The sequence below is a fragment of the Pseudomonas ekonensis genome, from assembly GCF_019145435.1.
GTDB lineage: Bacteria > Pseudomonadota > Gammaproteobacteria > Pseudomonadales > Pseudomonadaceae > Aquipseudomonas > Aquipseudomonas ekonensis.
In genome coordinates this window covers 2215673-2241335 of record NZ_JAHSTS010000001.1, presented here as the reverse complement: position 1 = coordinate 2241335, position 25663 = coordinate 2215673, and the positions used below count along the sequence as shown (strand labels likewise).

Annotated in this window: 24 protein-coding genes and 1 pseudogene; 8 read left to right on the top strand and 17 right to left on the bottom strand. The window is 60.3% G+C overall.

Annotated elements, in window-relative coordinates:
- Nucleotides 1-57 precede the first annotated feature (57 nt).
- From KVG96_RS09955 to KVG96_RS09945, 3 genes are read left to right on the top strand one after another with little or no spacing between them, the layout of a single operon-like run.
- Nucleotides 58-834 carry a hypothetical protein gene (locus KVG96_RS09955; protein WP_367617477.1) on the top strand — a complete coding sequence of 259 codons (777 nt, stop codon included), beginning with the start codon at nucleotides 58-60 and terminating at the stop codon, nucleotides 832-834.
- On the top strand, nucleotides 827-1696 hold the full coding sequence (locus KVG96_RS09950) for a hypothetical protein (protein WP_217891870.1): 870 nt from the start codon (nucleotides 827-829) through the stop codon (nucleotides 1694-1696). The genes KVG96_RS09955 and KVG96_RS09950 overlap by 8 nt, the downstream gene beginning before the upstream one ends.
- 8 nt (nucleotides 1697-1704) lie before the next feature.
- Nucleotides 1705-3930 (top strand): lipase family protein, encoded by a 2226-nt coding sequence (locus tag KVG96_RS09945; protein ID WP_217891869.1) that lies wholly within the window; start codon nucleotides 1705-1707, stop codon nucleotides 3928-3930.
- Between the two features lie 91 nt (nucleotides 3931-4021).
- Here KVG96_RS09945 and KVG96_RS09940 read toward each other — a convergent pair whose 3' ends face one another.
- Entirely contained in the window at nucleotides 4022-4318 is a 297-nt protein-coding gene (locus tag KVG96_RS09940; protein WP_217891868.1) for a hypothetical protein, read from the bottom strand.
- Nucleotides 4319-4806: 488 nt separating this feature from the next.
- Between KVG96_RS09940 and KVG96_RS09935 the strand changes: the two genes are divergently transcribed.
- Both KVG96_RS09935 and KVG96_RS09930 read left to right on the top strand, forming a co-directional pair.
- Complete coding sequence (locus KVG96_RS09935) at nucleotides 4807-5076, top strand: DUF2790 domain-containing protein (protein WP_217891867.1); 270 nt, start codon at nucleotides 4807-4809, stop codon at nucleotides 5074-5076.
- A 91-nt stretch (nucleotides 5077-5167) separates the two neighbouring features.
- Nucleotides 5168-5566: a hypothetical protein gene (locus tag KVG96_RS09930; protein ID WP_217891866.1), complete on the top strand. Its 399-nt coding sequence runs from the start codon at nucleotides 5168-5170 to the stop codon at nucleotides 5564-5566.
- Here KVG96_RS09930 and KVG96_RS09925 read toward each other — a convergent pair.
- Entirely contained in the window at nucleotides 5563-5832 is a 270-nt protein-coding gene (locus tag KVG96_RS09925) for a DUF1652 domain-containing protein (protein ID WP_217891865.1), read from the bottom strand. The genes KVG96_RS09930 and KVG96_RS09925 overlap by 4 nt on opposite strands.
- Before the next feature lie 374 nt (nucleotides 5833-6206).
- Between KVG96_RS09925 and eco the strand changes: the two genes are divergently transcribed.
- Entirely contained in the window at nucleotides 6207-6692 is a 486-nt protein-coding gene (gene eco, locus KVG96_RS09920; protein WP_217891864.1) for a serine protease inhibitor ecotin, read from the top strand.
- A gap of 29 nt (nucleotides 6693-6721) precedes the next feature.
- On the opposite strand, the pseudogene ilvA reads toward eco, so the two are convergent.
- The 3 genes and pseudogenes from ilvA to KVG96_RS09905 all read right to left on the bottom strand — a co-directional run.
- Nucleotides 6722-7708: pseudogene (gene ilvA, locus KVG96_RS09915) on the bottom strand (threonine ammonia-lyase, biosynthetic); the annotation flags it as partial.
- Between the two features lie 202 nt (nucleotides 7709-7910).
- A complete protein-coding gene (locus KVG96_RS09910; RefSeq protein WP_217891862.1) occupies nucleotides 7911-8834 on the bottom strand; it encodes a magnesium transporter CorA family protein in 924 nt (307 codons plus the stop codon).
- Between the two features lie 7 nt (nucleotides 8835-8841).
- Nucleotides 8842-10416, bottom strand: coding sequence for a RimK family ATP-grasp domain-containing protein (locus KVG96_RS09905; RefSeq protein ID WP_225927237.1), 1575 nt, complete (start codon nucleotides 10414-10416; stop codon nucleotides 8842-8844).
- A 92-nt stretch (nucleotides 10417-10508) separates the two neighbouring features.
- On the opposite strand from KVG96_RS09905, the gene KVG96_RS09900 reads away from it, so the two are divergent.
- On the top strand, nucleotides 10509-11609 hold the full coding sequence (locus tag KVG96_RS09900; protein WP_217891861.1) for a peptidase C39 family protein: 1101 nt from the start codon (nucleotides 10509-10511) through the stop codon (nucleotides 11607-11609).
- A gap of 200 nt (nucleotides 11610-11809) precedes the next feature.
- Here KVG96_RS09900 and KVG96_RS09895 read toward each other — a convergent pair whose 3' ends face one another.
- From KVG96_RS09895 to KVG96_RS09880, 4 genes are all read right to left on the bottom strand, one after another.
- The gene (locus KVG96_RS09895; RefSeq protein ID WP_217891860.1) at nucleotides 11810-12961 is read right to left on the bottom strand and encodes a PQQ-dependent sugar dehydrogenase; all 1152 of its coding nucleotides are present in this window, start codon (nucleotides 12959-12961) and stop codon (nucleotides 11810-11812) included.
- Nucleotides 12962-12988: 27 nt separating this feature from the next.
- Entirely contained in the window at nucleotides 12989-13330 is a 342-nt protein-coding gene (locus tag KVG96_RS09890) for a hypothetical protein (protein ID WP_217891859.1), read from the bottom strand.
- A 213-nt stretch (nucleotides 13331-13543) separates the two neighbouring features.
- Complete coding sequence (lpxO, locus tag KVG96_RS09885) at nucleotides 13544-14443, bottom strand: lipid A hydroxylase LpxO (protein WP_217891858.1); 900 nt, start codon at nucleotides 14441-14443, stop codon at nucleotides 13544-13546.
- Nucleotides 14444-14750: 307 nt separating this feature from the next.
- A complete protein-coding gene (locus KVG96_RS09880) occupies nucleotides 14751-15797 on the bottom strand; it encodes an amidohydrolase family protein (RefSeq protein ID WP_225927236.1) in 1047 nt (348 codons plus the stop codon).
- 139 nt (nucleotides 15798-15936) lie between these two features.
- On the opposite strand from KVG96_RS09880, the gene KVG96_RS09875 reads away from it, so the two are divergent.
- Nucleotides 15937-16782 carry a DNA-binding transcriptional regulator gene (locus KVG96_RS09875; protein WP_217891857.1) on the top strand — a complete coding sequence of 282 codons (846 nt, stop codon included), beginning with the start codon at nucleotides 15937-15939 and terminating at the stop codon, nucleotides 16780-16782.
- On the opposite strand, the gene KVG96_RS09870 is transcribed toward KVG96_RS09875, so the two are convergent.
- The 8 genes from KVG96_RS09870 to KVG96_RS09835 form a co-directional block, all read right to left on the bottom strand.
- A complete protein-coding gene (locus KVG96_RS09870) occupies nucleotides 16769-18040 on the bottom strand; it encodes an OprD family porin (RefSeq protein ID WP_217891856.1) in 1272 nt (423 codons plus the stop codon). The two genes, KVG96_RS09875 and KVG96_RS09870, sit on opposite strands and share 14 nt — an antisense overlap.
- A gap of 81 nt (nucleotides 18041-18121) precedes the next feature.
- The gene (gene mhpT / locus KVG96_RS09865; RefSeq protein ID WP_217892461.1) at nucleotides 18122-19303 is read right to left on the bottom strand and encodes a 3-(3-hydroxy-phenyl)propionate transporter MhpT; all 1182 of its coding nucleotides are present in this window, start codon (nucleotides 19301-19303) and stop codon (nucleotides 18122-18124) included.
- An 80-nt stretch (nucleotides 19304-19383) separates the two neighbouring features.
- Complete coding sequence (mhpE, locus tag KVG96_RS09860) at nucleotides 19384-20394, bottom strand: 4-hydroxy-2-oxovalerate aldolase (protein ID WP_217891855.1); 1011 nt, start codon at nucleotides 20392-20394, stop codon at nucleotides 19384-19386.
- Nucleotides 20391-21323: an acetaldehyde dehydrogenase (acetylating) gene (locus KVG96_RS09855; protein ID WP_217891854.1), complete on the bottom strand. Its 933-nt coding sequence runs from the start codon at nucleotides 21321-21323 to the stop codon at nucleotides 20391-20393. Before KVG96_RS09855 ends, mhpE begins: the two co-directional genes overlap by 4 nt.
- An 11-nt stretch (nucleotides 21324-21334) precedes the next feature.
- Complete coding sequence (mhpD, locus tag KVG96_RS09850; RefSeq protein WP_217891853.1) at nucleotides 21335-22129, bottom strand: 2-keto-4-pentenoate hydratase; 795 nt, start codon at nucleotides 22127-22129, stop codon at nucleotides 21335-21337.
- 16 nt (nucleotides 22130-22145) lie between these two features.
- A complete protein-coding gene (locus KVG96_RS09845) occupies nucleotides 22146-23009 on the bottom strand; it encodes an alpha/beta fold hydrolase (protein WP_217891852.1) in 864 nt (287 codons plus the stop codon).
- 19 nt (nucleotides 23010-23028) lie between these two features.
- On the bottom strand, nucleotides 23029-23973 hold the full coding sequence (mhpB, locus tag KVG96_RS09840) for a 3-carboxyethylcatechol 2,3-dioxygenase (protein WP_217891851.1): 945 nt from the start codon (nucleotides 23971-23973) through the stop codon (nucleotides 23029-23031).
- A gap of 1 nt (nucleotide 23974) precedes the next feature.
- Nucleotides 23975-25642, bottom strand: a complete 1668-nt coding sequence (locus KVG96_RS09835; protein WP_217891850.1) for a bifunctional 3-(3-hydroxy-phenyl)propionate/3-hydroxycinnamic acid hydroxylase — start codon at nucleotides 25640-25642, stop codon at nucleotides 23975-23977.
- Nucleotides 25643-25663 lie beyond the last annotated feature (21 nt).

Genomic DNA, 25663 nt, shown 5'->3' with positions numbered 1-25663 from the left:
GCGGCGGTACCAATACTCGGTGGTTGCAGCTTCGCGCGTCAGATGACTGAAAGCAGCGTGAGTTACTACTCGTGGGAGCACTTCACGCTGGTTGCCACTTTGCCTGCCAAATTCGGCTTTACGTCAAAAGCCCAGTATTCGCCAAAAGCAGGTGAAAGTTGCCAAATGTACAGCCCTGGGTTGGGCGGGTCAGTTACCCGGCAGCAACAGAGATCACACACGACCGTCGCCAAGGACGTAGAGCAGACGGTATCTACAGATATTCCATTGGAGTTCCATATCGCAGACTGCTCCATGGAGTTGTCCCGCGTAATCTATGAAGTAAACGCTACGTATGGACCTGATGCGTGGGATCATGGCCTGGATATCGCGGGTGGGCTTTCTGTCAGATCTTCAACGGTCAACACCGTATCAAAGAAAGAGCCGACTGTTGTCGAACAAAAAGGCTTGTGCTCATGGCTATTCCAAATTAGCAAGTCCAAAGCAAAGCTAGGTGAGGTAGAAAAAATTCTCTCTTGTAATGCATCAGATGACAACTGGTCGGCCCCTTCCAAAAAATATGAGCGTCGCAAGCCTAGGGCCGCCATTGACAGAAATAAACTAGCGAGCACAACGGTAAAAATCGAATTTCACCTTTCAAATGAAGAACGTCCAGCAGTCGGCGATACATGGCAAAAGGTCCCAGAGGGTTGGAAACCGTGTCTCGGAAATGGGCCCAGCGATCCCTACGGGTTCTGCCGTGGAGACACTAGAAACTTCAGAACCTTCAAAATGAACAAACGCAAGTGCACCATCTATCCTAATTGTGTTGAACTGGGAGTAGTTCATGACTAGCAAGTATTTTTCATGCGGTGTCCAAGCCGTGTTCTTCCTTGCTCTGCCATTGATAGGTGCATGCAGCTTTGCGGGACAGATTGCGAAGGACTCTGCTGAAGGAGCTACCAGCTACTACAGCCAGGAGCACTTCACATTAGTTGCCACGATTCCTTCGAAATTTGGTTTCACATCCAAAGCCAGTTACTCGCCTAAAAGTGGTGAAAAATGCGAGACCTACAGCCCAGGCCTCGGTGGAAATGTTACGCGCCAGCAACAAAAGTCGAATACAACTGATGCCAAAGACATTCAGCAAACAGTCTCCACAGACATTCCGCTGGAATTCCACATCGCTGATTGTTCAATGGAGCTTACGCGCGTTAGCTACGAGGTGAGCGCCAGATACGGAACAGGATCATTGGACCGAGACTTGGAGTCAGCGGGTGGCCTTTCCATTAGAAAAATGACCGACGCAGATATGAAAAGTCGCTCTCCTGAGGTTTTAGAACAACGTGCTCTCTGCGCTTGGTACTTCCAAATAAGCACAGCAAAGATAAAAAAAGGGGAAGTTGAAAAAATTCTATCCTGTGAAGCTACTGGCCCTGAATGGAAATTGGCAGAGGACAACTTCAAGCGCCGAAAGCCTGGGGGAGCACTCGCAAGAAACGAGTTAGCGGGCAAGTCAGTTCACGTTGAATTCAGACTCTCTCCTGAGGAACAACCCTATTACGAAGGATATTGGCTCAAGGTTCCCGGTGGATGGAAGCCGTGCTCTGGACGCCAGGAATCTAGTCGTGAAGCGCTATGCGCTACACCACCACAGTTTAAAACATTCAAGCTAAATGGGCGTGAGTGCTCCGTGTACCCGGGATGTAATGAATAAGGATTTTTATGCAAAGCCAAGAAAAGTCATTGCTTTCTGATCAAGGGCGTACATGCCCATTGCGAGGAGGCTGGATCAGCTTTCGTTTAGTCGACGAATTCGGAGATGCCAAGCCCTACGCAGGTCTGAGTTATGTATTAACTGACTCGGAGGGCACAAAGTACGAAGGCACCTTGGATGGAGAAGCTTACGCGCGATTAACTGGAACCTACAGTGGCCCGTTAATATTGACACTATCTACTCCGTACAAGGGAAGTGAAACTATTTATGCTGACCTGTCTAGACGCAAGGATTACAGAATACCTGTAACAGAACTTCAGGTAGCCGCTGAGAAAACACTTAGACGCCCAATCGGCAGCACAGGCAAAACAGGCGCTTACCGCGCCTCGGCCGAAAAAGGCGAATATCACAACGTCGAAGTCCGCGACCTTGTCGAATTCACCAAGCATCTGCCTCCTGCCGCCAAACTTTCCAGTCCAGTGCCCGCAGGTTGCGCCAAACTCGCCCGTGACTTCGCTGGAGACAAAGTTCCAAGTTTTGGAGTGGGCCTACTTCCAGAGAAACATTACGTTCTCGAAGTGCGTGCCCTTCGCGCGTTCAGACCACTTTTGTCTTTGGCCCCGGAATTCAGTGCGCTGAATTTGTATCAATTGTCGCTGCTCGCCACACTGAGCTACGGTGCTTTTGGTCAGACGCCAGAAAAACCTGATGCAGCCCCCAAAAAAGATTTCGAGTTCACCTATCCCAAGCGCGGCACCATTGGCCATGTGCTGAATACCTGCCTTGCTTGCTTCGAAGAGCCGTCAAGTTTCGCGGACTCCAAGAAACCATCGTTCCCACTGGTCGAAGATGTTCCCTATTCAAAGCGCTTGGAAATAGTGCCTTTTGACCCTGAGCTTTACCCACAAAACGACCCTTCCTCCGGTGAAGAATCGGAAACGCCAATGAGCGTGCACTTTTTCAACGATTCGAGACAAGGCAGCACTGACTGGAAAAACACCGACACCCAGGCCTATGCCACCCACGATGATCGGGTAATTCTCATCGGCGTGAGAGGTACAGCGGAAGGCTGGGACGCCTGGCGAGATGTCGATGCCAAACAAGTGCCGATTGAGGGTGGAACGGGTAAAGCGCACCAAGGTTTCTACGAAGCATTCATGGCATTGCGTCCATTCATCGAGCGTTACGTTCTTCGCTTCCGCACCGACCAAAAAATACTCGTCTGCGGCCACAGCCTCGGCGGTGCAATCGCGTTGCTGCTCTCCGAATGGCTGCACCGAGAAATCACCAGCGACGTCATCCTCTACACGTTCGGCGCTCCCCGGGCCGGCGACAAAGATTTTGTCGAGTCCGCAACCGGGCTGGTGCACCACCGGATCGTCAACCAGAACGATCCGGTCCCGAGCGTGCCCGCCGGCTGGATGAGCACAAAGAAACCCATCTGGATCACAGGCCTGGTGGCGACGGTTTCCGGCGTGCTGACGCCTGTGGCTGGCGGCCTGGTGTTCGGGGCTGGCCTGACGCGTTTCGGCGGCAAGCCTTACTGGCACCACGGCGAACAACGCTACTTCATGCCCTTGCAACTGCCTGGACGCATCGTCTCCTCTGTCCTATGGACGCCCAGCTGCGAAGGCTACGAAGAAGCCGCCATGGCCCGCTGCATGAAGCAGATGAAAAACAACGACACGCCGGACCGCAGCCAGTTTCTGGTCCAGGCCGCCAACGGTGCCGACCACAAGATGCTCGACGGCTACATCCCGGCCTGCTGGGCCAGCCTGAAGCGCTGGCAGGATACCCAGACCACCGGCGGCTTCATCATCAGCACCACGGAGTCCGACCGCCTGAAACTCGAAGTGGAGACCTACCGCACAGAGCTGCAGAAATGGCAACGCGATGCCGATTCGGAGTTCCCCGGAGGCACCATCGAGGGGCGTCCGCAGGATCGTGCAACGCCAATGCAACGCCGCTCGAGCATGTCGGATTTGCAGGAACGCCAGACCGCGATCCGACAGGCCGTCCAGCACAACAAGAAGGAGCTGGAGGCTGTCGAGGAAACGCTTCGCAAGCTGACCTCATTGAGCAAAACCAAACTCACCATGGCGGATGTCTATGGTGACCGCAGCGATTTGCCCGAGCTGCAACAGCACATCGACCGCTGGGCGGAGCATCGTGAGAACCAGGAGTCCGTGCGACTCGCGCAGATTCCTCCTTCATCCACCGTCAGCATGGCCTGAACCGGGGCAAATGGGGCCTTGCAACTAGCGATTGTTGAAATGGCCTAAAAGGGAGTCTGGCCGGACTCCCTCCTCTACCGCAGCCTTAAGCTCAAGCAGGCGCCTGCCAGTTCAGCATCCGCTGCTGCGCAACCTGCAGCAAATCATTGCCGTCCTGCGCCAGCAGGTACAACGCATGGGTGATGTGGGGAATGTCCTGGACGTCGGCGTGTTTGAAGCAGAGGCAATGCAGGGTTTCGAGCAGGTCGCTGCAGGCGCGGACGCGCTGGACGCCGGCTTCGAAAATGTCTTTGGGGTTGGCCTCGGTGTCGATGACCATCGGGGCGCTTTCGGTAACGCAACTGTTGAGGCGGTGATAACGATTGGGAAGCGGATTAAGTGTCGGCATGGTGATTACTCAAATGAACTGAAAGTAACCGCCAGCACCGTGACCAAACGGTGGGGAGGCGGACTGTGTACAGGTTTGGTCACCGGAGAATCACCAACCCGGTTCGCCCGAAAGCGACCCTGCACACAGCCGCCACAGCAATGCACTCCGAAGACATAAATGTCCGCGGCGCGAATAATGGCACACATGCATCGGATTTTCAGGCGACCAAACCTGAATCGCTGATTTTGCAGCGACGCCAAACGATAGCCGCCCTGCTCCACCCCCCGAAAGCAGACAAGGCATCCACCCTTGTAGGAACGCTCCGCACCTGCCTCAGAAATCGCCCCGCCCCCTGACAGCCTCCATTCAGCCCGCTTAACCGTCGCTTAACGCCACGGTCCAAGACTCTACCCAACCGCACGCCCTCAGCCGTCCGCTGACGCCCAGTGCGGCTGGTTCGGCCTGCCATTGGCCGAATGCCCCTTGCGTCGCACCGGAGTCCCGCCATGAACATGCGTCCCCTTCTGCTCGCCACCACCCTCGCCTGCACCGCCTTCGCCGGGCTCGCCCAGGCCAACGACAGCGCCGCGCCGTCCAAGGCCGTGCCCTACCAGTACGGCATGCCGCTGCACGTGGCCAAAGTGGTGTCGCTCACCGAACCGCCGACCCAGGACTGCAAGGTGATCACCGCCGACATGAAGTACATCGACAACAACGGCAAGCCCGAGGAAATCAGCTACCGGAAATTGTCTGACGCGTGCAGTTTCCAGAACTGACAGACCGTTCTGATTTGCGGCCTGACGGTAGGCGAGCGAGGGCCCCGGCGGTTATGCTCGGGGCTCCCTCCTACTGCCGCAAGGATCCGCCATGCAGTTGTCGTTCCGCACGTTGTCGACCTTCACCGCCCTGTTGTGCTTTCTCCTGGCCATCGTCTGGGGCTTTGTGCCTGACGGGCTGCTGGCGATCTGGAGCATCGACTACTCGCCCGCGGCAGGGTTCGTCGCCCGGCGCAGCGCGGTACTGTTCGCGGCGTTGGGGGTGATGTTCTGGCTGGTGCGCAATGCGCCGCCGTCGGCCACGCGCCATGCGCTGGGCAACGGTTTCACGGTCGGGTGTTTCGGGCTGGCGGTGCTGGGGTTCGGCGAGTGGCTCAACGGCCACGCGGGCCCCGCGATCCTGCTGGCGGTGCTGGTCGAGTTCGCGCTGGGCCTCGGCTTTGTTCAGGCCCGGCGCGTGACGGTCTCACTGAGTGAGACGGTGAGCTAACCGGCCTTCGACCGGGGCGTGTAGTGGTGTGTGGCGGTACTCTGGGCCAGATCCGAACGCAGGCCGGCGATCAGGTCGTTGATTTCGCGGCAGCCGTTGAGGTGGCTGGCGTCGATGCCGCTGACCAGCAGATCCACCTGGTCGGTCTGGTGGTCGCCAAACACTTTCACCGTCATCGACAGTTCCGGGGTCAGCGTGCATTGGCAGCGTTTCGGCAGAAAGCTGCTTTCGATGATGTTGCGTAGTTCCAAGGCAGACAGAAACATGGCGAACCCTCTCCTTACTGTGAGACTGCCAATCAAGTATTCACGTCGACCGCTGAGGCTTACCCGTGCGGATGTGTCTCCACTGGTTCCTTGGTGGCTTCAGGCGGCGGTACTGCGAAATGCCCATTGGAGTGTAGGCGCACAAACTCGGTGCGCCGCACCGGAACGACGCATAAACCGTGCCTTTCATCGGTTAGTGACGTCCCTTTGGGAAATCAGGCACTTGGCGGCACGGGCCAGCATTGTGCCTGTTGCAGATTGCAGGGTTGCCCGCTTTGCGCACCGCATTTTGCAACACTTCAGGGGTTTGCATTCATCGCCTACGCTGGTAGAACTGCCCGCCCAATTTATCCGACACCCGCCAGGAGGCTTACATGGGATCCCTCACCGCTTACGCGGCCACCGGCCTGATGGTCGCCAGCCTGTCCACCTTCGCCCACGCCGCCAAACTCGAAGACGTGGCGCCCTACCCCAAGGCTGAAGCCGGTTTCACCCGCCAGGTCATCCACCTGCCGCAACAGGCCGACGAAGACAACTTCAAGGTCGAGATCATGGCCGGCAAGACCCTGGAGGTGGACTGCAACCGCCAGCACCTGGGCGGCAGCCTGCAGGAAAAGAACCTCGAAGGCTGGGGCTATCCGTTCTACCGCCTGGAGAAGGTCTCCGGCCCGGTGAGCACCCTGATGGCCTGCCCGCCGGAATCCAAGAAGAAACGCGCGTTCGTGCCGGTGGTCGGCGACGGCTTCCTGCTGCGCTACAACAGCAAGCTGCCGATCGTGGTGTACGCGCCGAGCGACGTCGAAGTGCGATTTCGCGTCTGGTCGGCCGCCGACAAGGTCGGCGTTGCCCTCCCGGAATGACCTCACACCGCTGAGCCGCACGCCGCCACGCGCTCCGCCACGTGGCGCAGGCTGTCGAAGTTGATGTTGGCACCGGAATCGATGGCGATGAACGTCCGGTTCCGGGCGCCGGTCTGGGCCACATACCGCTTGATCCCGGCCACCGCCAGCGCGCCGGAAGGTTCGGTGATCGAGCGGGTATCGTCGTAGATGTTCTTGATCGCCGCGCAGAGTTCGTCGTTGCTGACGGTGACCACCTCATCCACGCAGAACCGACAGACCTCAAAGCCGTAGGCGCCGATCTGTGCCACGGCCACGCCGTCGGCGAAGGTGCCGACGCTGGGCAGCACCACCCGCTCCCCCGCCGTCATCGCGGCTTTCAGGCAGGCCGAGTGTTCCGACTCGACGCCGATGATCCGCACCTCGGGCCGCAGGTATTTGACGTAAGCGGCGATGCCCGCGATCAACCCGCCGCCGCCCACCGGGACGAAGATCGCATCCAGTTCGCCTTGATGCTGCCGCAGGATCTCCATGGCCACGGTGCCCTGCCCGGCGATCACGTCCGGGTCGTCGAACGGCGGGACGAAGGTGCGCCCGGTCTGCTCGGCCAGTTGCAGCGCATGGGCCAGTGCGAACGGAAAACTCTCGCCGTGCTGCAAGGCCTCGGCGCCGCGACTGCGCACCCCCAGCACTTTCAGCTCGGGTGTGGTGGTCGGCATGACGATGGTGGCGGCGATCCCCAGTTCGCGGGCGGCCAGCGCCACGCCTTGGGCATGGTTGCCGGCCGACGCGGTGATCACGCCGCAGGCCTTTTGCTCGTCGGTCAGTTGAACCAGCCTGTTGTAGGCGCCGCGGATCTTGAACGAGAACGTCGGCTGCAGGTCCTCGCGCTTGAGCAGAATGCGGTTGCCGAGCATTGCGGACAACGCCGGCGCGGCCTGCAACGGCGTGCGCACCGCCAGTTCGTAGACCGGCGCGGCGAGGATCCTTTTCACATACTGTTCAAGCAGGGCTTGCTGGGCGGGGCTGTGGCGCATGGTCGTCTCCTGACATTGGTTGGAGCCCCGGAGACAGAAAGAAAAAACCCGCCTCGAGGGCGGGTTGGGTGCTGCAGCCGTGCGCTAGCCCGCCAGATGAGGAATGGCGGTAATAATAATGCTCGGCTGAAGAAGCAGTACGGTGCAGGTCATGGGCTGGAAATTAGCCTGAGGCCGGTGAACAAGTCAATGGCGGATACCGTCACCCGGCCAACCGCCTGAGCCCCAGCAGCATTCCCCCCGCCGCCAGCACCATCGCCCCGAGAAACAGCGGGTACGACACCCACCACGGCGTGCCGGCGGTCATCATGCTGAATTCGGACATCCCGCCGATGCTCGCGATCAGGTTGAGCGGCAGAAACACCACGTTGATCAGCGTGAGCTTGCGCAGCAGGCTGTTGGTGCTGTTGTTCATCAGGTTGCCCCGCGCATCGATCAGTCCGGAAAATACCGTCGAGTAGATTTCCGCCTGCTTGTAGCACTGGTTGTTTTCGATGATCAGGTCGTCGATCAGGCCGAGGGCTTCGCTGCCGAAGTGCTGCTTTTCCGCGTGGTTGCGCAGCCGGGTGAGCACCGCGCCGTTGCTGTGCAGGGCATTGATGTAATAGATCAGGCTTTCGCTGAGGTTGAACATCTGCATCAGGTGCTGGTTCTGCATCGAGGCGTTGAACTTCTGTTGCAGCTCCCGGGCGACCAGTTTGATCACCTTCAAATGCCCGAGGTAGTGATGGATGTTGTTGAACAGCAGGTCGAGCAGCACGTCCAGCGGCGAGTTCAGCGGCCGCCCCGTGCCCAGGCCGTGCAGCGGCGTGTCGTCGGTGGCGATCACCAGCAATTGCCCCGGCGAGAACAGCAAGCCGCAGGACGACACCTCGAACGCCAGGCTGCCGCCGCCGGCGTACTTCTCCGGGCGTTTCCAGATCAGGAACAGATGGTCCGGGTGAAACTCGATCCGCGAGACCTCGTCCGGGTCCAGCGCCGAGGCCAACGCATGAGCGTCGAGCTTGAAGTGGCTGTGCAGCAGATCCCGTTCGCCGGCGTCGGGGTCGCTGAACAGCATGACGTCGGCGTCGAGCCGTTCGACCCGGTGCAACGATCCATGGCCGAGCGCAAAACCGCTGATCATCGGCGCGTCACCAGGCCTGGCCGCGACGCTTGAGTTCCAGGCGCCGCACGAACTCCTCCAGCACCAGCGAATACAGATCGTCCTGCAGATAGGCGTCTTCGATGCCTGCATCCAGGTTCGGGTTGTCGTTGACTTCAATGACCACCACCTTGTCGCCGGCCTGCTTGAGGTCGACGCCGTAGAGCCCGTCGCCGATCAGGTTGGCCGTCTTCACCGCCAGCTCCACCACCGCCCTCGGCGCTTCGTGGATCGGCAGCGTGCGGCATTCGCCGTTGACGTCCTGGCCCTTGGCCTTGTGGTTGTAGATCTGCCAATGGCCCTTGGACATGAAGTACTGGCAGGCAAAGATCGGCTTGCGGTTGAGCACGCCGATGCGCCAGTCGTATTCGGTGTAGAAGAACTCCTGGGCGAGCAACAGCACCGAATGCTCGAACAGTTCGGCGGTGGCCTCCAGCAGCGCCTGCTGGCTTTCGACCTTGATCACGCCACGGGAGAAGCAGCCGTCGGGGATCTTCAGCACCAGCGGAAAGCCGAGGCGCTCGCCGACCCGTTCGAAATCTTCCGGTCGCTCCTTGTAGAGGATTTCCGTGGCGGGCATGCCCAGCTGATGGCTGCCGAGCAGGTCGGTCAGGTAAACCTTGTTGGTGCAGCGCAGGATCGACGCCGGGTCGTCCATCACCACCAGCCCTTCGCTCTCGGCCTTCTTGGCGAAGCGGTAGGTGTGGTTGTCGACGCTGGTGGTCTCGCGGATCAACAGGCCGTCGTATTCGGCCAGCCGCGCGTAGTCCTTGCGCTCGATCAGCTCCACGTCGATGCCCATGCCTTTGCCGACCCGCACGAAATTGGCCAGCGCCCGGGCGTTGGACGGCGGCAGCGCTTCCTGGGGATCGTGCAGGATCGCCAGGTCGTAACGGGCCACCTGACGGGAGCGCGGGAGGCGCCAGACTTTACGGCTGAAACCATCCAGGGCATTGGCGAACTGGTCTTCCTGGTCATCGCGCAACTTATGCAGCGACCCCGACTTGATGCCCTCGATGTGCCAACCGTTAGTTCGCTTGAATTCAACTAACAGAATCGGACACGGAAACACTTCAAACAACTGGCGGGCCAGATCCTGCAAGGGTTCGATATGCGTACGGCCAAAGTAAAGCGTCAGCGTAAACCCTTCCGTATCGCTGTAGAGATGATGGCTGAGGGCTCTTTCCAGGGTTTTGTCCAGGTCTTCCAGCGCCAGTCCGTAGAGCGACTTGCGCGTCAGTTCGCTGATGGTCTTCACCGACGGGATGACCCGGTGCCCACGGGCCTCGGCCAACAGCAAGCAGTAATAACCGTGCCCCAGGTACTTGTAGCTGCGGCACAGGTTGATCACCTGCACCCGCTTGCCCGGCTCGCTGCCGGGGGTTTGCTCCAGGTATTCCTGGGCGGTGACGATGTCTTCGCTGGGGAAGTAAGAGGCCCAATCTTCCTTGCGCTCGACAATGATCAGCACCCGGCTGGAAGTTGCAACGACCGGATTTAAATAAGTTGCCGCCGGCAAACTTTGCCCGGATACTTCGCGCCAATGACCCTGTACCGCTGACATAGAAATCGATCCGTTGGAGAACAAGACCATTTCTATTAAGCACGAAGTTTTTCGAAAGTCCCGTTTCGTTACGCAACTTTTACGGTGGTCATATGAACCCTGTCTTTCGTCTGGCGACAACCGAAGACCTGCCGGCGCTGATGGCGCTGGAGACGCAATGTTTCACCACGGACCGGCTCACTGCCCGCAGCTTTCAGTGGATGATCACCCGCGCCCACGGGCAACTGTGGGTGGCCACGCACGCCGGGCAATTGGCGGGGTATGCGCTGGTGCTGTTTCATCGCGGCACGTCGCTGGCCCGGCTGTATTCCATCGCCATCGCGGCCTCGGCACGGGGTGTCGGGCTGGGCCGGCAACTGCTGCAACGCATCGAGGCTTGCGCGCTGGAGCACGATTGCGCCTACCTGCGGCTGGAAGTGCGCACCGACAACCCGGCGGCCATCGCGCTGTACGAAAGCAACGGCTACCGGCGCTTTGCGCTGATCCACGATTACTACGAGGACCATGCCGACGCGTTGCGCCTGGAAAAGCGCATCCTCCAGCACCGCGACACTCGCAGCGTCAACGTTCCCTATTACCGGCAAACCACGGAATTCACCTGCGGCCCGGCTTGCCTGCTGATGGCCATGGGGGCGTTGCAGCCTGGACGGCCGCTGGAGCGCCAGGAGGAAGTGCAGCTATGGCGCGAGGCGACCACGGTGTTCATGACGTCCGGCCATGGCGGCTGCAGCCCGCAAGGGCTGGCGCTGGCGGCATGGCGCCGGGGCCTTCGGGTGCGCCTGCACCTGAGCATGGCCGGACCGCTGTTCCTCGACGGGGTGCGTGGCGAGCATAAAAAGGACGTCATGCGCCTGGTGCATGAGGTCTTCATCGCGCAATTGCGCGACAGCGATGTCGAACAGACCGTCGGCTCGGCACTGGACCTGCCCCGTTTGCTGGAGGCCGGCGGGCAGCCTCTGGTGCTGATCAGCAGCTACCGCCTGACCCGCTCCAAATCCCCGCACTGGGTGATCGTCACTGATTGCGACGAGGAGTTCGTCTACCTGCACGACCCGGACGTGGATCACAGCCTGCATCGCCAGCCCATCGACTGCCAGCATGTGCCGGTCAGTCATGGCGAGTTCGAGAAAATGAGCCGGTTCGGCCGGGGTAAGCTGCGGGCGGCGGTGGTGGTGTTTGCCCGCCAAGAGTGATGCCGGATGGCATGTGTCGTGCGAAATTCCTGTAGGAGCCAGCCTGCTGGCGATGGCGGCTGTTCTGACACACCGATGCCAGATGCACCGCCATCATCGCGAGCAGGCTCGCTCCCACAGGGGCTCTGTGTCGTACTCAAAATCTGTGGGAGCCAGCCTGCTGGCGATGGCGGGCACCGCCGCTCCCACAGGATGCGGGGCTATTTCAGGCCGACCTTGTACAGCGAACCGTCCGTTTCGTCCGTCAGCACGTAGAGGTAGCCATCCGGCCCTTGCCGCACGTCGCGGATCCGCTGTTTCAACTCGCCCAGCAAGCGCTCTTCGTGCACCACCCTGTCGCCGTCGAACTGCAAGCGGATCAGTGCCTGGCCCACCAGCGCGCCGATGAACGCGCTGTGCTGCCAGGCCTTGAAGCGGTCGGCGTCGTAGAACGCCAGGCCAGTCACGCCCGGTGACTTCTCCCAGACATGATGCGGACCGACCGTGCCCTCGGCGGTTTTGCCTTTGGCTTCCGGGATGGGCTGCATCGAGTAGTTGATGCCGTGGGTCGCCAGCGGCCAGCCGTAGTTCTTGCCGCGTTCGATGATGTTCACCTCATCGCCCCCGCGCGGGCCGTGTTCGTTTTCCCACAACGTGCCGCTCCACGGGTTGAGCGCCGCGCCCTGCGGGTTGCGGTGGCCGTAGGACCAGATCTCCGGCCGCACGCCGGACTGACCGACGAAGGGATTGTCGTCCGGCACCTTGCCGTCCGGGTACAGCCGCACGATCTTGCCTTGCAGCTTGTCCAGGTCCTGGGCGGTCGGCCGGTCATTGTTTTCGCCCAGGGTGATGAACAGGAAGCCGTCGCGGTCGAACACCAGCCGCGAGCCGAAATGGTTGCCGACCGACAGCTTGGGCTCTTGGCGGAAGATCACCTGGAAGTTATTCAGCGTCGTCATGTCGCCCGAGAGACGCCCACGGCCGACCGCCGTTCCCGCTTTGTCGCCGGCACCGCCGCCCTCGGCGTAGGACAGGTACACAAGCCGGTCCTCCTTGAACGACGGCGACAGCGCCACGTCCAGCAGCCCGCCCTGCCCCTTGGCCCAAACGCTGGGCGTGCCGCTGATCGGCGCAGACACCTTGCCGTCCGCACTCACCCGCCGCAGGTTGCCGGGACGCTCGGTCACCAGCATGCCGTGGCCGTCCGGCAGGAACGCCAGCGCCCAAGGGTGTTCCAGGCCTTGGGCAATGGTGGTGACTTGCAGGGTGCCCTGCTCGCTCTGCAGTTCCTTCACGGGCGCAGCGGTCGCCGGGAGGGTGAAACTCGCCAATGCACCGGCGCAGAGGCCGGCCAACAGGGTTTTACGCAACATGCACGATTCCTTTTGTTTGCTTGTCGTTCAACGGTTGTTGCCGGTGTCCCGCATCGGAGGATTGGGAATGAACACGGGGGGAGCGCCGGGCGCCGGACGCGAGGATTGCCCATTGCCGATGCCACGGTTTTCGAGGGTGGGCGGACGCGGCACCGGCACGGTGTTCGGCCCTTGCAGGGCGGGCACATTGGGTTGGGTGCCCTGCATGCTGTTGGGATTGGCCCGGCGGATCGGGCTGTTGTAGGGGTTGTTGCTGTTGCCGGTCGGGCTTTGGGCCAGCAACGGCATGCTAGGCGGCGCAGTGACGTCGGCCTGCGCCAGGCCGCCACTGAGGATCAGGGCGGCGATGCCTGACAGATAACGGTTCATGATCGACCTCGGGGCGCGTGGACTGAAGCGTTCGAGTCCACGCTACGCCGAGGGTTCGGATTTGTTAACCCGTGAGGGACGGGTAACCTGTAACAGGGCGTGATTACCGTTGAGGGTGGTGTCGGGTTCGTGTCGAACACAACATCAGTGAACGCCCCGGAACCTGTGGGAGCGGGCTTGCCCGCGATGACGTCCGCAAGAACGCCACCGAATTCAGATCAGAATGAAGATCGCCAGCAGACCACCGAAGATCGCCCACTTTTCCATGTAGTACCGCGCACGGTTGCGTTTTTTCAGTTCCTTGCCGCGCAGGCGCACTTTGTAGATCCTGGTGAACAGGCGGTTGATCCCGCCGGTGCGGTCGCCCGCGTCGTTCGGCGCGCCGGCCGCCGACATCACGGTGCGGCTGAACCAGCTGTTGAACGCCGCCGCCCAGCGGTACTTCATCGGACGTTCGATGTCGCAGAACAGGATGATGCGGTTCTGGTCGGTGGTGTTTTCGGCGTAGTGGATGTAGGTCTCGTCGAACATCACCGCTTCGCCGTCGCGCCAGTGGTAGTTCTCGCCGTCGACGTTGATGTAGCAGCCGGCGTCGTTAGGCGTTTCCAGGCCCAGGTGATAGCGGTAGGAACCGGCGTACGGGTCGCGGTGGCGCACCAGTTTGGAGCCCGGCGGCAGCTCGGCGAACATCGCCGCCTTGATCGAACCGATGCTCTGCACCAGTTCTGTGGTGCGTGGGCACAGTTTCATGGCCGACGGGTGGCTGTCGCCGTACCACTTCAGGTAGAAGCGCTTCCAGCCGGTCTTGAAGAAGGAGTTGAAACCGACGTCGTCGTACTGGTTCGAGCGCTTGATCTCACCGGCGCGCAGAAGGTTCTGACCTTCCTCGCGGATTTCTTCCCAATGGGCCTGCAACGGGCTCAGGTCCGGAAAGTCCGCCGGATTGAGGTAAGGCTTGTTGGGCATCTTGGAGAACAGATAAAGGAAGCAGTTGACCGGCGCCAGAAACGTCGAGTGGTCGCTGAGCTGGCGGCCGAGCTTGTGGCGCACGCGGCCACGCAGGTGAACGTATGCAATGGAAATGACATATACAGCGGCAATGATGAGTTTCACGGAAATCGTCACACGTCAGAAGTGAACAAACTGCGCGCCCCGAGGGCGTCGGCCAGCGGCCTGCGGCAGTGGTCTGAAAACAAAACAGCGTCCCGATGGCGCATCCTTGAGCCCATGCCGTACAGGGGCATTGGGTGAATGGATGGCATTTTAGCCACAGTTTGTAACCAATAGTGAACCTTCATCTGTGAAAAACTGTCCTTCAGCGGCGTCGGTCACCCGAACAAGGCGTGATCGCCATTGCTCGAACGGCCAGGCCAGTGCAGTCGCCGCCAAACTTTACAGGCCCCTGGGTATGCCCGTTGGTTCAGACCAAGCGAGGAAACATACGCAAAGCATTTGCCCGGCAAATGGCCACGCGCTCGGAGTCGGATAGGTCGAAGGTATCCAGCAGCCCGGTAAAATGGCTTGAACGCTCTTTGTTGGCGTAAGGCCAATCACTGCCGAAGGTTATGTTCTCTGGCTTGGCGAATGCCAGCAGCGCCGGCAAGGCATATGGACTGCTGGACAGCGCCGTATCAAAGTAAAACTTGCGCAACCGCTCGATTCCTCGTTCCGTGCTGCCATCGTCCGAGCAGACACGTGCCATACGCTCGGCAGCATAGGGAAGGAACCCGCCCGCATGAGACAAGATGATCTTCAGCTCGGGGTAGCGCTCCAGACAACCGCGCTTGGCCAGGTTCAAGGCCGCACGAGTGGTGTCGAGGAGAAAATCCGCGGCATAGGGGGGAATTCCGTCGACCGGTGGGGTTGGAAGTTCTGAGGGGTGTACGAAAACCGTGGCGCGATGACGGTTCAATGTTTCCATCAGTGGATCCCACTCGGGCGCGCCGAGGTAAGTTCCCCGTACATTTGCCAACAAAACGACGCCGTCTGCCTTTAATGCCGTCAACGCATACTCGGCTTGTTCGACTGCCCCTGCGACATCGGGCAGTGTCAATGTCGCGAAAAATCCAAATCGTCCAGGATGTTTGTCAACAACCTCGGCACAAAACTCATTGACCTCTTTAGCTTTCACACGAGCCTCTGCATCGTTTCCGATATGCACACCCGGGGTCGAGACCGAGAGAATTCCGGTTTCGATGCCGTTGCTGTCCATCAAGTCCAGAGCGCCCTCTACGCTCCAGTCTGGAATGGGCAGTCCGCCTGCGGTAATCCCGCGTGACTCCAGCCACTTCGCATAGAACGGCGGAACAACATGCTGGTGTGTATCAATGCGGCGGGGATTCTCTCGAGCAGATACGCCCGTTGTCCGGGTGCTTTCAGATGCACGAGCGCCGGCTGGAGACAATCCAGATACCGCGGCGACGGTTGCGGTAGTAGCCATGGACTGCAGGATTTGTCTGCGATTCATAGGAGATGCCTTTTTGGAGTGGAGAACACTGCGTCAAGCGCTTGATTCAACGAGTATAAGAATCACGAAGATTGTCCTACAATGAAAAACAACACATCGGTGCACCAAGTGCACATCAATAATTAATAAGGATTTTTTTGTGAACAAAGACCGCGGCTCCGATTACAAGACCGTGCGCGGATTGAGCCGCGGTCTTGCCTTGCTCAATGCCCTCAATCGGTTGGATGGCGGTGCCAGCCCGACTCTCCTGGCCGAACTCACAGGACTGCACCGAACCACCGTTCGCCGGCTGTTGGAGACCCTGCAAGACGAAGGTTATGTTCGCCGCAGCGAGTCCGACGACAGCTTCCGGCTTGCCCTGAAGGTGCGCGAACTGAGCGAAGGATTTCGCGATGAACAATGGATCAGCGCCATTGCAGCGCCATTACTCGCGGAGCTATTGCAGGAAGTGGTATGGCCAACCGATCTCTGCACCTTGGACGTCGACGCAATGGTGGTGCGCGAAACTACGCATCGGTTCAGTCGCTTGTCATTTCACCGATCCATGATCGGTCGTCGTTTGCCGCTTTTGCAAACCGCGACGGGATTGACCTACCTCGCGTTCTGTAGCGATGCCGAGCGTGAGCAAATAGTTGCTCTCCTGGCAGAACGTGAAGGCATGGAGTTTCAGTTGGCACGAAGCCCTTCTCAACTGGATAACGTGTTGCGCAGAGTCAGACATTTGGGATACGGCGAGAATTTCATGGCCTGGAACCGCGAAGAGAGAATCGCGTCGATCGCGGTTCCTGTACTCGCCGGTGAGCGTTTACTGGGTTGTCTGAATCTGGTGTACGTAGCAAAAGCGATGTCGATCGAACAGGCTGCAAAGCGCTACCTGAGCGCTTTGCAAAAGACAGCCAGACTGATCCAGGAAAAACTGGAAGCGTCTCTACAGCCTGAATCCGGTGTGCAGGACGTTCAAGACAATCGATCTACCAAAGATTGATCGTGTAATCCACGTTCACTCGCAGTTCATTGTCATCTCGGTGCGAAGCGCCAGCGAGGAAATCATTACGATACCAGGCATGGCGCAGGCGCAGCGCTACGCCTTTGAAGCTCCCCTGTTGCACAACGTAAGAAACCTCCGCGTCCTTCTCGCTCTCGCTCAATCCATTCCCGCCAAATCGCATTAGCTCAATGTTGTCGCCACGCACATAGCGCAACATGCCCCGAAGCCCTGGCACTCCCAGCGGAGCGAAATCCTTGTCGAACCTGGCTTGCCAACTCCGTTCCTTGGGATTGAGGAATTCCGAACTCAACGTACCCTCGGTGATCACCCGAGGTTCCGTACCGTACAGATAGGGCATCGCGGTGCTGCCGTCCAGGCGCATGTAACCGAAGCCAAGACTGTAGCTGGACCAAGCGTAAGCGAGCATCAGCGCCGTGTTGCGGTTGTCGACCGGCCCGGCCTTGGCGGCGCCATCCTCACCCGTGATGAACAGGCGAAAGTCACTCTTCAGACGACCTGGCCCCAACTTGCGATCATCCTCGAAACCCCAATATTCCTTTCGGTACAGTTGATCCAGTTCAGCGTGGTAGTAACGCAAAGTCAAAGCATCTGACCAGGCATAGTCCCCCCCGACAAAGATAAAGCGGTCGGAAGTCGCCGCACCATTGAATCGGCCGTTGGGTGCAGCGACGCTCATCTTCTGGTAATCGGTGGAGTCACGCAGATTAATCCGGTCGAGCCAGCCGGCATGCAGGGTCAGGCGGTCGATATCGCTGGATCGCAGGTAAGTGCCGCGGAATGTTTGTGGCAACAATCGCGCGGGACTTGCGAACGCAATCGGCAGGAAGGTGCTGATCGTGCCGCCTTGCAGCTCGGTGCGCGAAATGCGCATCTTGCCCGTCAAGCCCAGCTCGGAATAGTTGTCGGCCGGTTCCCGAGTGGTCGAATCGAACGGCAACAGGCCGGTGCCGACACGGTCGGCGGATGAATCCAGTTTGACGCCCAGCATCCCCTTGGCGTCCAGGCCGAAGCCGACCGCCCCCTCTGTGAACCCTGAAGTCGCGTTGAGAATGAAGCCCTGCGCCCATTCACGCGCCGCGGCTTGCGGGGTCTGGCCCAGATAGTTGCGGTCGAAGTAGAAGTTGCGTAACACCAGTTCGGCATGGCTATCATCGATGAAACCTGCGGCATGGGACAGGTTCGTCAAAAACAGCCCGGCGGCAAGCGCCAAGCGGGTTTTCGGTACCTTGTGCATGGTCACTTCACTTTCTTGGAGTTGTAGGGTGCCCTGCCGCGGACGCAGCAGGGAGCAAGCAAGGTTGAATGACGGCTGAGGTCAGGCCGGGCGCCGGCCTATCAGACGAAACAGGGCAAGGGCTGCGATGACTACCCCAGGAGCCGAGGCCATCAATACGCCGACCGAACCCGCACCGAGGGCCAGCATCTGGCCGGCGACCAAGGGACCGCTCATGGCTCCCAAGCGTCCGACCGCAACCGCAGCGCCAACCCCCGTGGCACGTACGCGGACCGGATAGAAGTGAGGTGCCAGCGCGTAAAGCACGCCCTGCCCCCCTGTCGCGAAGAAGCCAGCGAAGAAACCTGCGACCAGCATTGCCGGCAACGCGTTGGCCAGGCCCAGCCCAGCCAGTGCGGCGAGTATTCCCAAGTAAACCGTGGCTGCCGTTACCCCGGCTGGCAGACGTTCGAGCACTTGGCCCAGAACCAGCGTGCCGATGGCCGCGCCAATTTGCAGAGCGAACATCACCCAGCTTGCGTCATGGCTGCTGTAGCCCTGACCTACCAGCAGGCTGGGCAGCCAGTTGATCAAGATGTACACCACCATCAAGGTAAAGAAATAGCTCAGCCACAGTAGCCAGGTCGCGCTCTGCCCGAACAGATCGCGGCCCGGACTGGACGCACCCTGAGTGTGTTCGGCAGCACGGAACTGCCCCGATTCGGGGAGGAAGAGCATCAGCGGCGGCAAGATCAGCAGCGGTCCGGCGCCACCGACGTAGAACACCTGCTGCCAGTCGCCGCCATACCCCGCGATACCGATGCCGGCCGCCAGCGCCGCCCCCAGCGGGACGCCGCAATACATCAGGCTGACCGCACTGCCACGCAAGCGCTCGCCGGCCACTTCACTGGTGAGGGCGATCAGGTTGGGCAATGCGGCGCCCAGCCCCACCCCCGTCAACAGGCGTGCAAGCAGCAAGCTGGGCAAGCTCCAGGCATGGGCAGTGGCTAATGAAAACACCCCGAACAGCGCTACCGAGCCGATCAGGATGCGCTTGCGCCCGAGGCGGTCGGCTAGCCAACCGCCGACAAGCGCGCCGGGCAGCAGACCGAGAATCCCGGCGCTGAACACCCAGCCCATCTGAAGTTTGCCCAGTCCGAATGCCATGGACATACCAGGGGCAGCGATACCGGCGGCCTGCAGGTCCAGACCTTCAAGCATGGCTACAAGGAAACAAAGGCCGATCGTTACGGCCGCACGAGGCGGATTGATAGAAGACGCCATGAAATCACCCGTTTTGTTTTTGTGTTGGGTTGTCATCAGTCTTGGAAAGGGGCCGCACCGCGGCCCCCCGGGCATCTGCGTCAGTGCTTGAGCAGATCCAGCGCCACATCCACGATCATGTCTTCCTGCCCTCCGACCATGCGTCTTTTGCCCAGCTCGACGAGGATGTCCACCGCCTTGATGCCGTAGCGGGCAGCGGCGACCTCGGCATGGCGCAAGAAGCTCGAATACACTCCGGCATAACCCAGCGCCAACGTTTCACGATCCACCCGCACGGGGCGATCCTGCAGCGGACGTACCAGATCATCGGCGGCATCCATGAGCGCATACAGATCAGTGCCATGGTTCCACCCCAACTTGTCAGCCGCAGCAATGAAGACCTCAAGCGGAGCATTGCCGGCGCCGGCGCCCATGCCGGCAAGGCTGGCGTCGATGCGGTCGCACCCTTCCTCGACCGCGGCGATCGAGTTGGCCACGCCGAGGCTGAGGTTGTGGTGGGCATGAATGCCGGTTGCTGTCGCAGGATCCAGTACAGCCTTGACCGCCCGGAAACGCGTGCGGATGTCCTCCATGTTCATGGCGCCGCCCGAGTCCACCACATAGATGCAGGTAGCACCGTAGCTCTCCATCAATTTGGCCTGTTGCGCGAGCCCGTCAGGTGTCTGCATGTGACTCATCATCAGAAAGCCCACCGTGTCCATACCCAACTCGCGCGCGTATTCGATGTGCTGACGCGAAACATCCGCCTCGGTACAGTGGGTCGCCACGCGAACAATGCGCGCCCCGGCGTTGTAGGCATTTTTCAGATCGTGGAGCGTGCCGATCCCTGGCAGCAGCAGCGTGGCGATCCTGGCGTGCTTGACCACGTCGGCGGCGGCCTCGATCCACTCAAGGTCGGTATGGGCACCGAAGCCATAGTTGAAGCTGGAACCTTGCAGGCCATCACCATGGGCGACCTCGATGGAGTCAACCCTGGCCCGGTCCAGCGCCGCAGCGATGGCACGTACATCATCCAGCGAATACTGATGGCGGAGGGCATGCATGCCGTCGCGCAGGGTCACGTCGCTGATATAGAGTTTCTTGCCGTTCATGCCGAAGCTCCCATCGCCAGGGCCATGCGCTCGGCGGTGGCCAGCGCGGCGGATGTCATGATGTCGAGGTTGCCTGCATAGGCCGGCAGATAGTGAGCAGCGCCTTCGACTTCAAGGAACACCGAAGTCTTGAGGCCGGTGAAGGTTCCCTGCCCCGGCAGCTTCAGGTCGTGCACCTCTTCGAACTGCACTTGCTGCTTGAGTCGGTAGCCGGGTACGTATGCCTGCACTGCCGCGGCCATTTCCTCGATGCTGGCCGCCACATGCCGTTGGTTGGCGCTCTCGCTCAGCACATACACCGTATCGCGCATCATCAGCGGTGGCTCGGCTGGGTTCATGATGATGATCGCTTTGCCTTTGGCTGCACCACCGATCACTTCGATCGCCTTGCTGGTGGTCTCGGTGAATTCGTCGATGTTGGCACGGGTGCCCGGGCCTGCGGATTTTGAGGCGATCGATGCAACGATCTCGGCGTAGTGCACCTTTGCCACGCGCGAGACCGCCGCGACCATAGGAATGGTTGCCTGGCCACCGCAGGTGACCATATTCACATTGGTCGCTTGCAGGTGCTCCTCCAGGTTGACCACGGGGACGCAGTACGGTCCGATAGCAGCCGGGGTCAGGTCGATGATGCGCAGGCCCGTCTTATGCTGACGCAAAAAGGCGTCGTTCTTCACGTGGGCGCCGGCACTGGTGGCGTCAAAAACAAAATCGATCTGCGGAAACACTGGCAGGCGAGTCAGTCCCTCTACCCCCTCGTGGGTCGTGGCCACGCCCAGGCGGGCGGCTCGAGCCAAGCCATCGGAGGCCGGGTCGATACCGACCATTGCAGCCATTTCCAGGTGCAGGGCGTTGCGCAGGATCTTGATCATCAAGTCGGTACCGATGTTGCCGGAGCCGATGATGGCGACTTTGCGTTTCTGGCTCATGTAGGTCTCCGTCACTTGCTGCTGAAGGTCACGCCGACACGGCCCAAACCGTCGATCTCGGCTTCGAAATGGTCACCTGGCTCTACTGTCACCATCGGCCCGAGAGCACCGGTGAGAATGATGTCGCCAGCACGCAGCGGATCGCCCAGATGCGCCATGGTGCGCGCCAACCAAACGGCGGCGTTCAAAGGGTGGCCCAGGCATTCGATGCCGGATCCGCTGGATACCGGCTCACCGTTGCGGGTCATTCGCATGGCGGCGTTGCGCAGGTCGAGGTCGTTCAACCGGCGAACCGGTCCGCCCAACACGAAACAGCCACTGGAGGCGTTGTCTGCGACGGTATCGGCAAAACGTATGTTCCAGCCCTGCACACGACTGCCAACGATCTCCAACGCGGGCAGCACATGGCCGGTCGCCGCGATCACATCGGCAAAGGTGGTTTGCGCGCTGGGCAGGTCATGAGCGAGCACCAGGGCGATCTCGGCTTCGATCTTCGGTTGCATGATGCTGGTGTAAGGCACGTTTTCGTTGTCGCCGTAGCACATGTCGGCGAACAGACTGCCGAAGTCCGGTTGCGCGACGCCCAGCTGGGCTTGCACCTTAGGGTTGGTCAGGCCGATCTTGCGGCCTACCAGACGCCTGCCTTGGGCAAGTGCATGCGCGACATTCAGGCGCTGGATGGCGTAGGCCGCTTCAGCGTTGTCCGCGCCGATGGTCTCGCGCAGCGGGGCCATAGCCTCCCCCTGCTGTTGGGCGCGGCGCAGGTCGGCTGCCAAACGCTCAAGGGTCTGCGAATCAATGTTCATGGAGTCGGTCTCTTGATCAGTGCCGGAGGAAGTCCAGTACCAGGCGGTTGAAGGCGGCGGCGTGCTCCCACTGCGCCCAGTGACCGCAGTTGTTGAACACATGCAGTCGGGAATCCGCTATGCCCGCGATCAAGCGCAGGCCGACATCCATCGGCACAAAGCGGTCGTTGCGCCCCCACACCACCAATGTGCTGGACTTGATTTCGCCCAGGCGCCCGCTGAAGTCAGGAAACTGTTTGGGGTTGGCCGCCAGACTGGAAACGAAGTTTTCCAAGTGATCGCGCCGGCTGAGCATGTTGTCCAGGCGAGTCTGGAATAACGCTTCGGTGAGATCGCTTGGGTCGTATACGAAGACGTTCATCATCTTCTTCAGGTTTTCGATGGTCGGCTCGCGGTACAGGCCGTTAAGCAATTTGATGCCTTCGGTCGGCATCGGTACGAACGGACTCGCGCCGCCAGTGCCGCCCCCCATCAGTACCAGTTTGCCGACGCGCTCGGGGTGGCTCAGGGCAAAGGCCACAGCGCTGTGACCGCCCATGGAATTGCCGAGGATGTGAACACGGTCCAGGCCCAAAACATCCAACAGGCCCTTGAGTGCGGTGGCGTTGAGATCCGAGCGCGAACCACTGTTGATGATCGGGTCGCTTTTGCTCCACCCCGGGCAGTCCATCAGTACCACGCGATAGCCTGCGGCGAGCAGTGGTTCGAGGTTGCGGCTGAAGTTGGCCCAGCCACTGGCACCCGGCCCGGAGCCATGCAGCATGACGATGGTCTCGGCCCCCTCGCCAAGATCGTTATAGTGCAGTCGCATGTCCAGATCGCCCTCACAAATGCGGGCAAATCGGCTGCTGGTGGCTTCATTGAAGGAAGTGCCGGTCATAGCGGGAATCCTCTGTTCATCAGTTAATGGAATGGGCACTGAGCGATCCGAAGCCAGCGATCCACTCCGGGATGGGTCGGTAGTAGCGTTCGGTGGTCTGGTAGTCGCCGAATGCAGCCAGTGCGGCGAAGGCTGCCACCCAGGTCTTGATCTCGTGCGTCGACTTGCCCGCCAGTGCTGACAGCTCGTCGTTACCCATGGTGTCGAGCTCGCCGTAGCGACGTTGCTCCAGAAGGTCGAGAAAGTGGTTATCCCAGGCAGGATCGAGCGGATGCAGCGAGTGTTGATCCCGCACGAAATGCTCGGCAGCGCTGATCACCCGGTTTTGCCGGGCCTGGCGCTCATCGGCCGGCAGGTTGCGGCCGCTGCCCATCAGACGATCAGCCATGCGTGGATCGACGTGGGCCAGTTCCGGCACTGGCGGCTGATGCGACAGCCCGCCTGAGCCGATGAACAGCACACGCTTACCGCAGTCCCGAGCGAAACGACCGATTGCCTCGCCGAGCAGGCGGGCACGGGCAAAGCCTGGCAGCGGGATCGCCACACTGTTTATGAAAACCGGAATGACCGGTTTTTCGGCCAGGCCACCCAGCAGATACTCCAATGGCTGAGCAAAACCATGGTCGACCTGCATCCGGTAGGAAACGGCAGTGTCCACTCCGGCTTCCAGCACCGTGCGAGCACAAGCCTCGGCGATGTCGCGCGGTACATTGAGCGGGCCTGCCGCGCTCTGAAAGTCGCCGATGGCAGTGGCTTGCATGCCCATGCAAAAAGCCGGCATCACGTCATAGAAGAAACCGTTGTAGTGATCCGGGGCGAACAGAAACACCAGCTCTGGATCGAACTCGGCAATGCGCCTGCGAGCGGCTGCAATCACCTCCCCCACCTCCGCGAGCACGGCTTGCTCCGGGTCGACGTAACCTACGAGAGGGGTGTGCGACAGGCAGTGCAGATAAGCGTTCATCTCAGGCCACCTTGGTCGCCGAAGGCGCCTGTCGAGAGGCCAGAGGTTGGGCATCGAGCGCACGCAGCAGGCCGTCGCTGACATGGCCGATGGTCTGCGGGATAGCCACGGCGCCAACGAAACGATCCGGGCGCAGCAGCGCGATCGATACCGGGAAGCGGCCGAACCACTCTTTCAAACGGCCCGTGCTATCACCTACGCGGATGACGCCGTCCGCAACCTCATTGCCGGATTTGAGTTGAACGTCCGGTATCACTTGGATGAAGCGCGCACCCAGCGCACGCCAAGCCTCCACCTGATCAGCACTCAACCCCCAAAGCGGGTTGCTGCCCCAGGCAATAAAGGCGAAATTGCTGCCGATCACGTCGTCCAACAAGCGAATCTCACCCGCTTCGGTGACGACCTTAGGCTGTATGAACATGCGTCCGACAGGTGTGGCCTTCCCACCTTTTTCGGTAACCAGCGCCCCTTCCGTGTACTGCGGCATTGGCTTGAAACGCATCTCAAGAAAGTAGCGCTTGACCGATGGCAAGTAGTTCAGCGTCCAGGAAATTGCGTCACGCAACGTCCCTTGCCAGCGCTTGGGCGGAGCCAGTACATGACCTGCCAGCACAGACAGGTCGATCATCGCCTTGACGTGATTGCGCCGCTCCTGTTCGTAGGTGTCGAGCAGCGCTTCACCGGCCAGTCCCTTGACGACCAGAGCCAGCTTCCAGCCAAGGTTGCTCGCGTCGCGCATGCCACTGTTGTAACCCTGGCCCTGCCACACCGGCATGATGTGCGCAGCATCGCCGGCCAGCAGGACGCGCTTGCACCGGAATCGGCCCGCCAGCCGTGCGTTGTGGGTGTAAACACGCTTGCGGATCAACTCGACCCGGCTCGGGTCTGGCAGCACCTTGGCCAACAGCTTGCGCATATTCTCAGGTTTGCCCAACTCCTCCTCGGTTTCACCCGGCATGACCATGAATTCGAAGCGACGGACAGCGTGGGGCAACGCCGCCGAAACATAGGGGCGCACAGGGTCGCAGCACAGGTAGACATTGGGGGTGCCGAGCGGGTCATTGGCGATGTCGATGACAATCCACTGGTTGGGTGCAGTCTTGCCTTCAAAAGAGATATCCATTGTCCGCCGGATCAGGCTATTGCCCCCGTCGCACGCGACCAGGTAACGGGCACGAACCGTTTCGCAGCGTCCGTCGGGGCCGTTCATGCGCAAGCTGACGCCGTGTTCGTCCTGGTCGAGGCCCACCACATCACGGGAAAACAATGTTTGAACATTGGCGAAACGTGAGAGCCCCCGGTGCAGTACGGCGTCGACCTGTGGCTGGATGAACGCATTGCGCCGCGACCAGCCAAACTCATCGGTAGCGGGTTGAATATCCGCGAAGCAGCGCCCTTTGGGCGTGAGGAAACGCATTGCATGCCAAGGCGTGGTATGCGGCAGCACCTGGTCGACCAGACCTATCGCCTGAACGGTACGCAGCGACTCGTCATCGATGCCGATGGCTCGCGGGTAATCAATTAACTGGTCAAGTTTCTCGATCTGCAGCACCTCTACCCCGGCCTGGCCGAGATAGTTAGCGATGGCCAGCCCTACAGGGCCTGCGCCGATGACCACGACGTCTGCGGTGTAATCGGCCTTGAGTTGCTCTGGATTCAGTTTGTTCATTGTTGTAAATCCTCGACACTG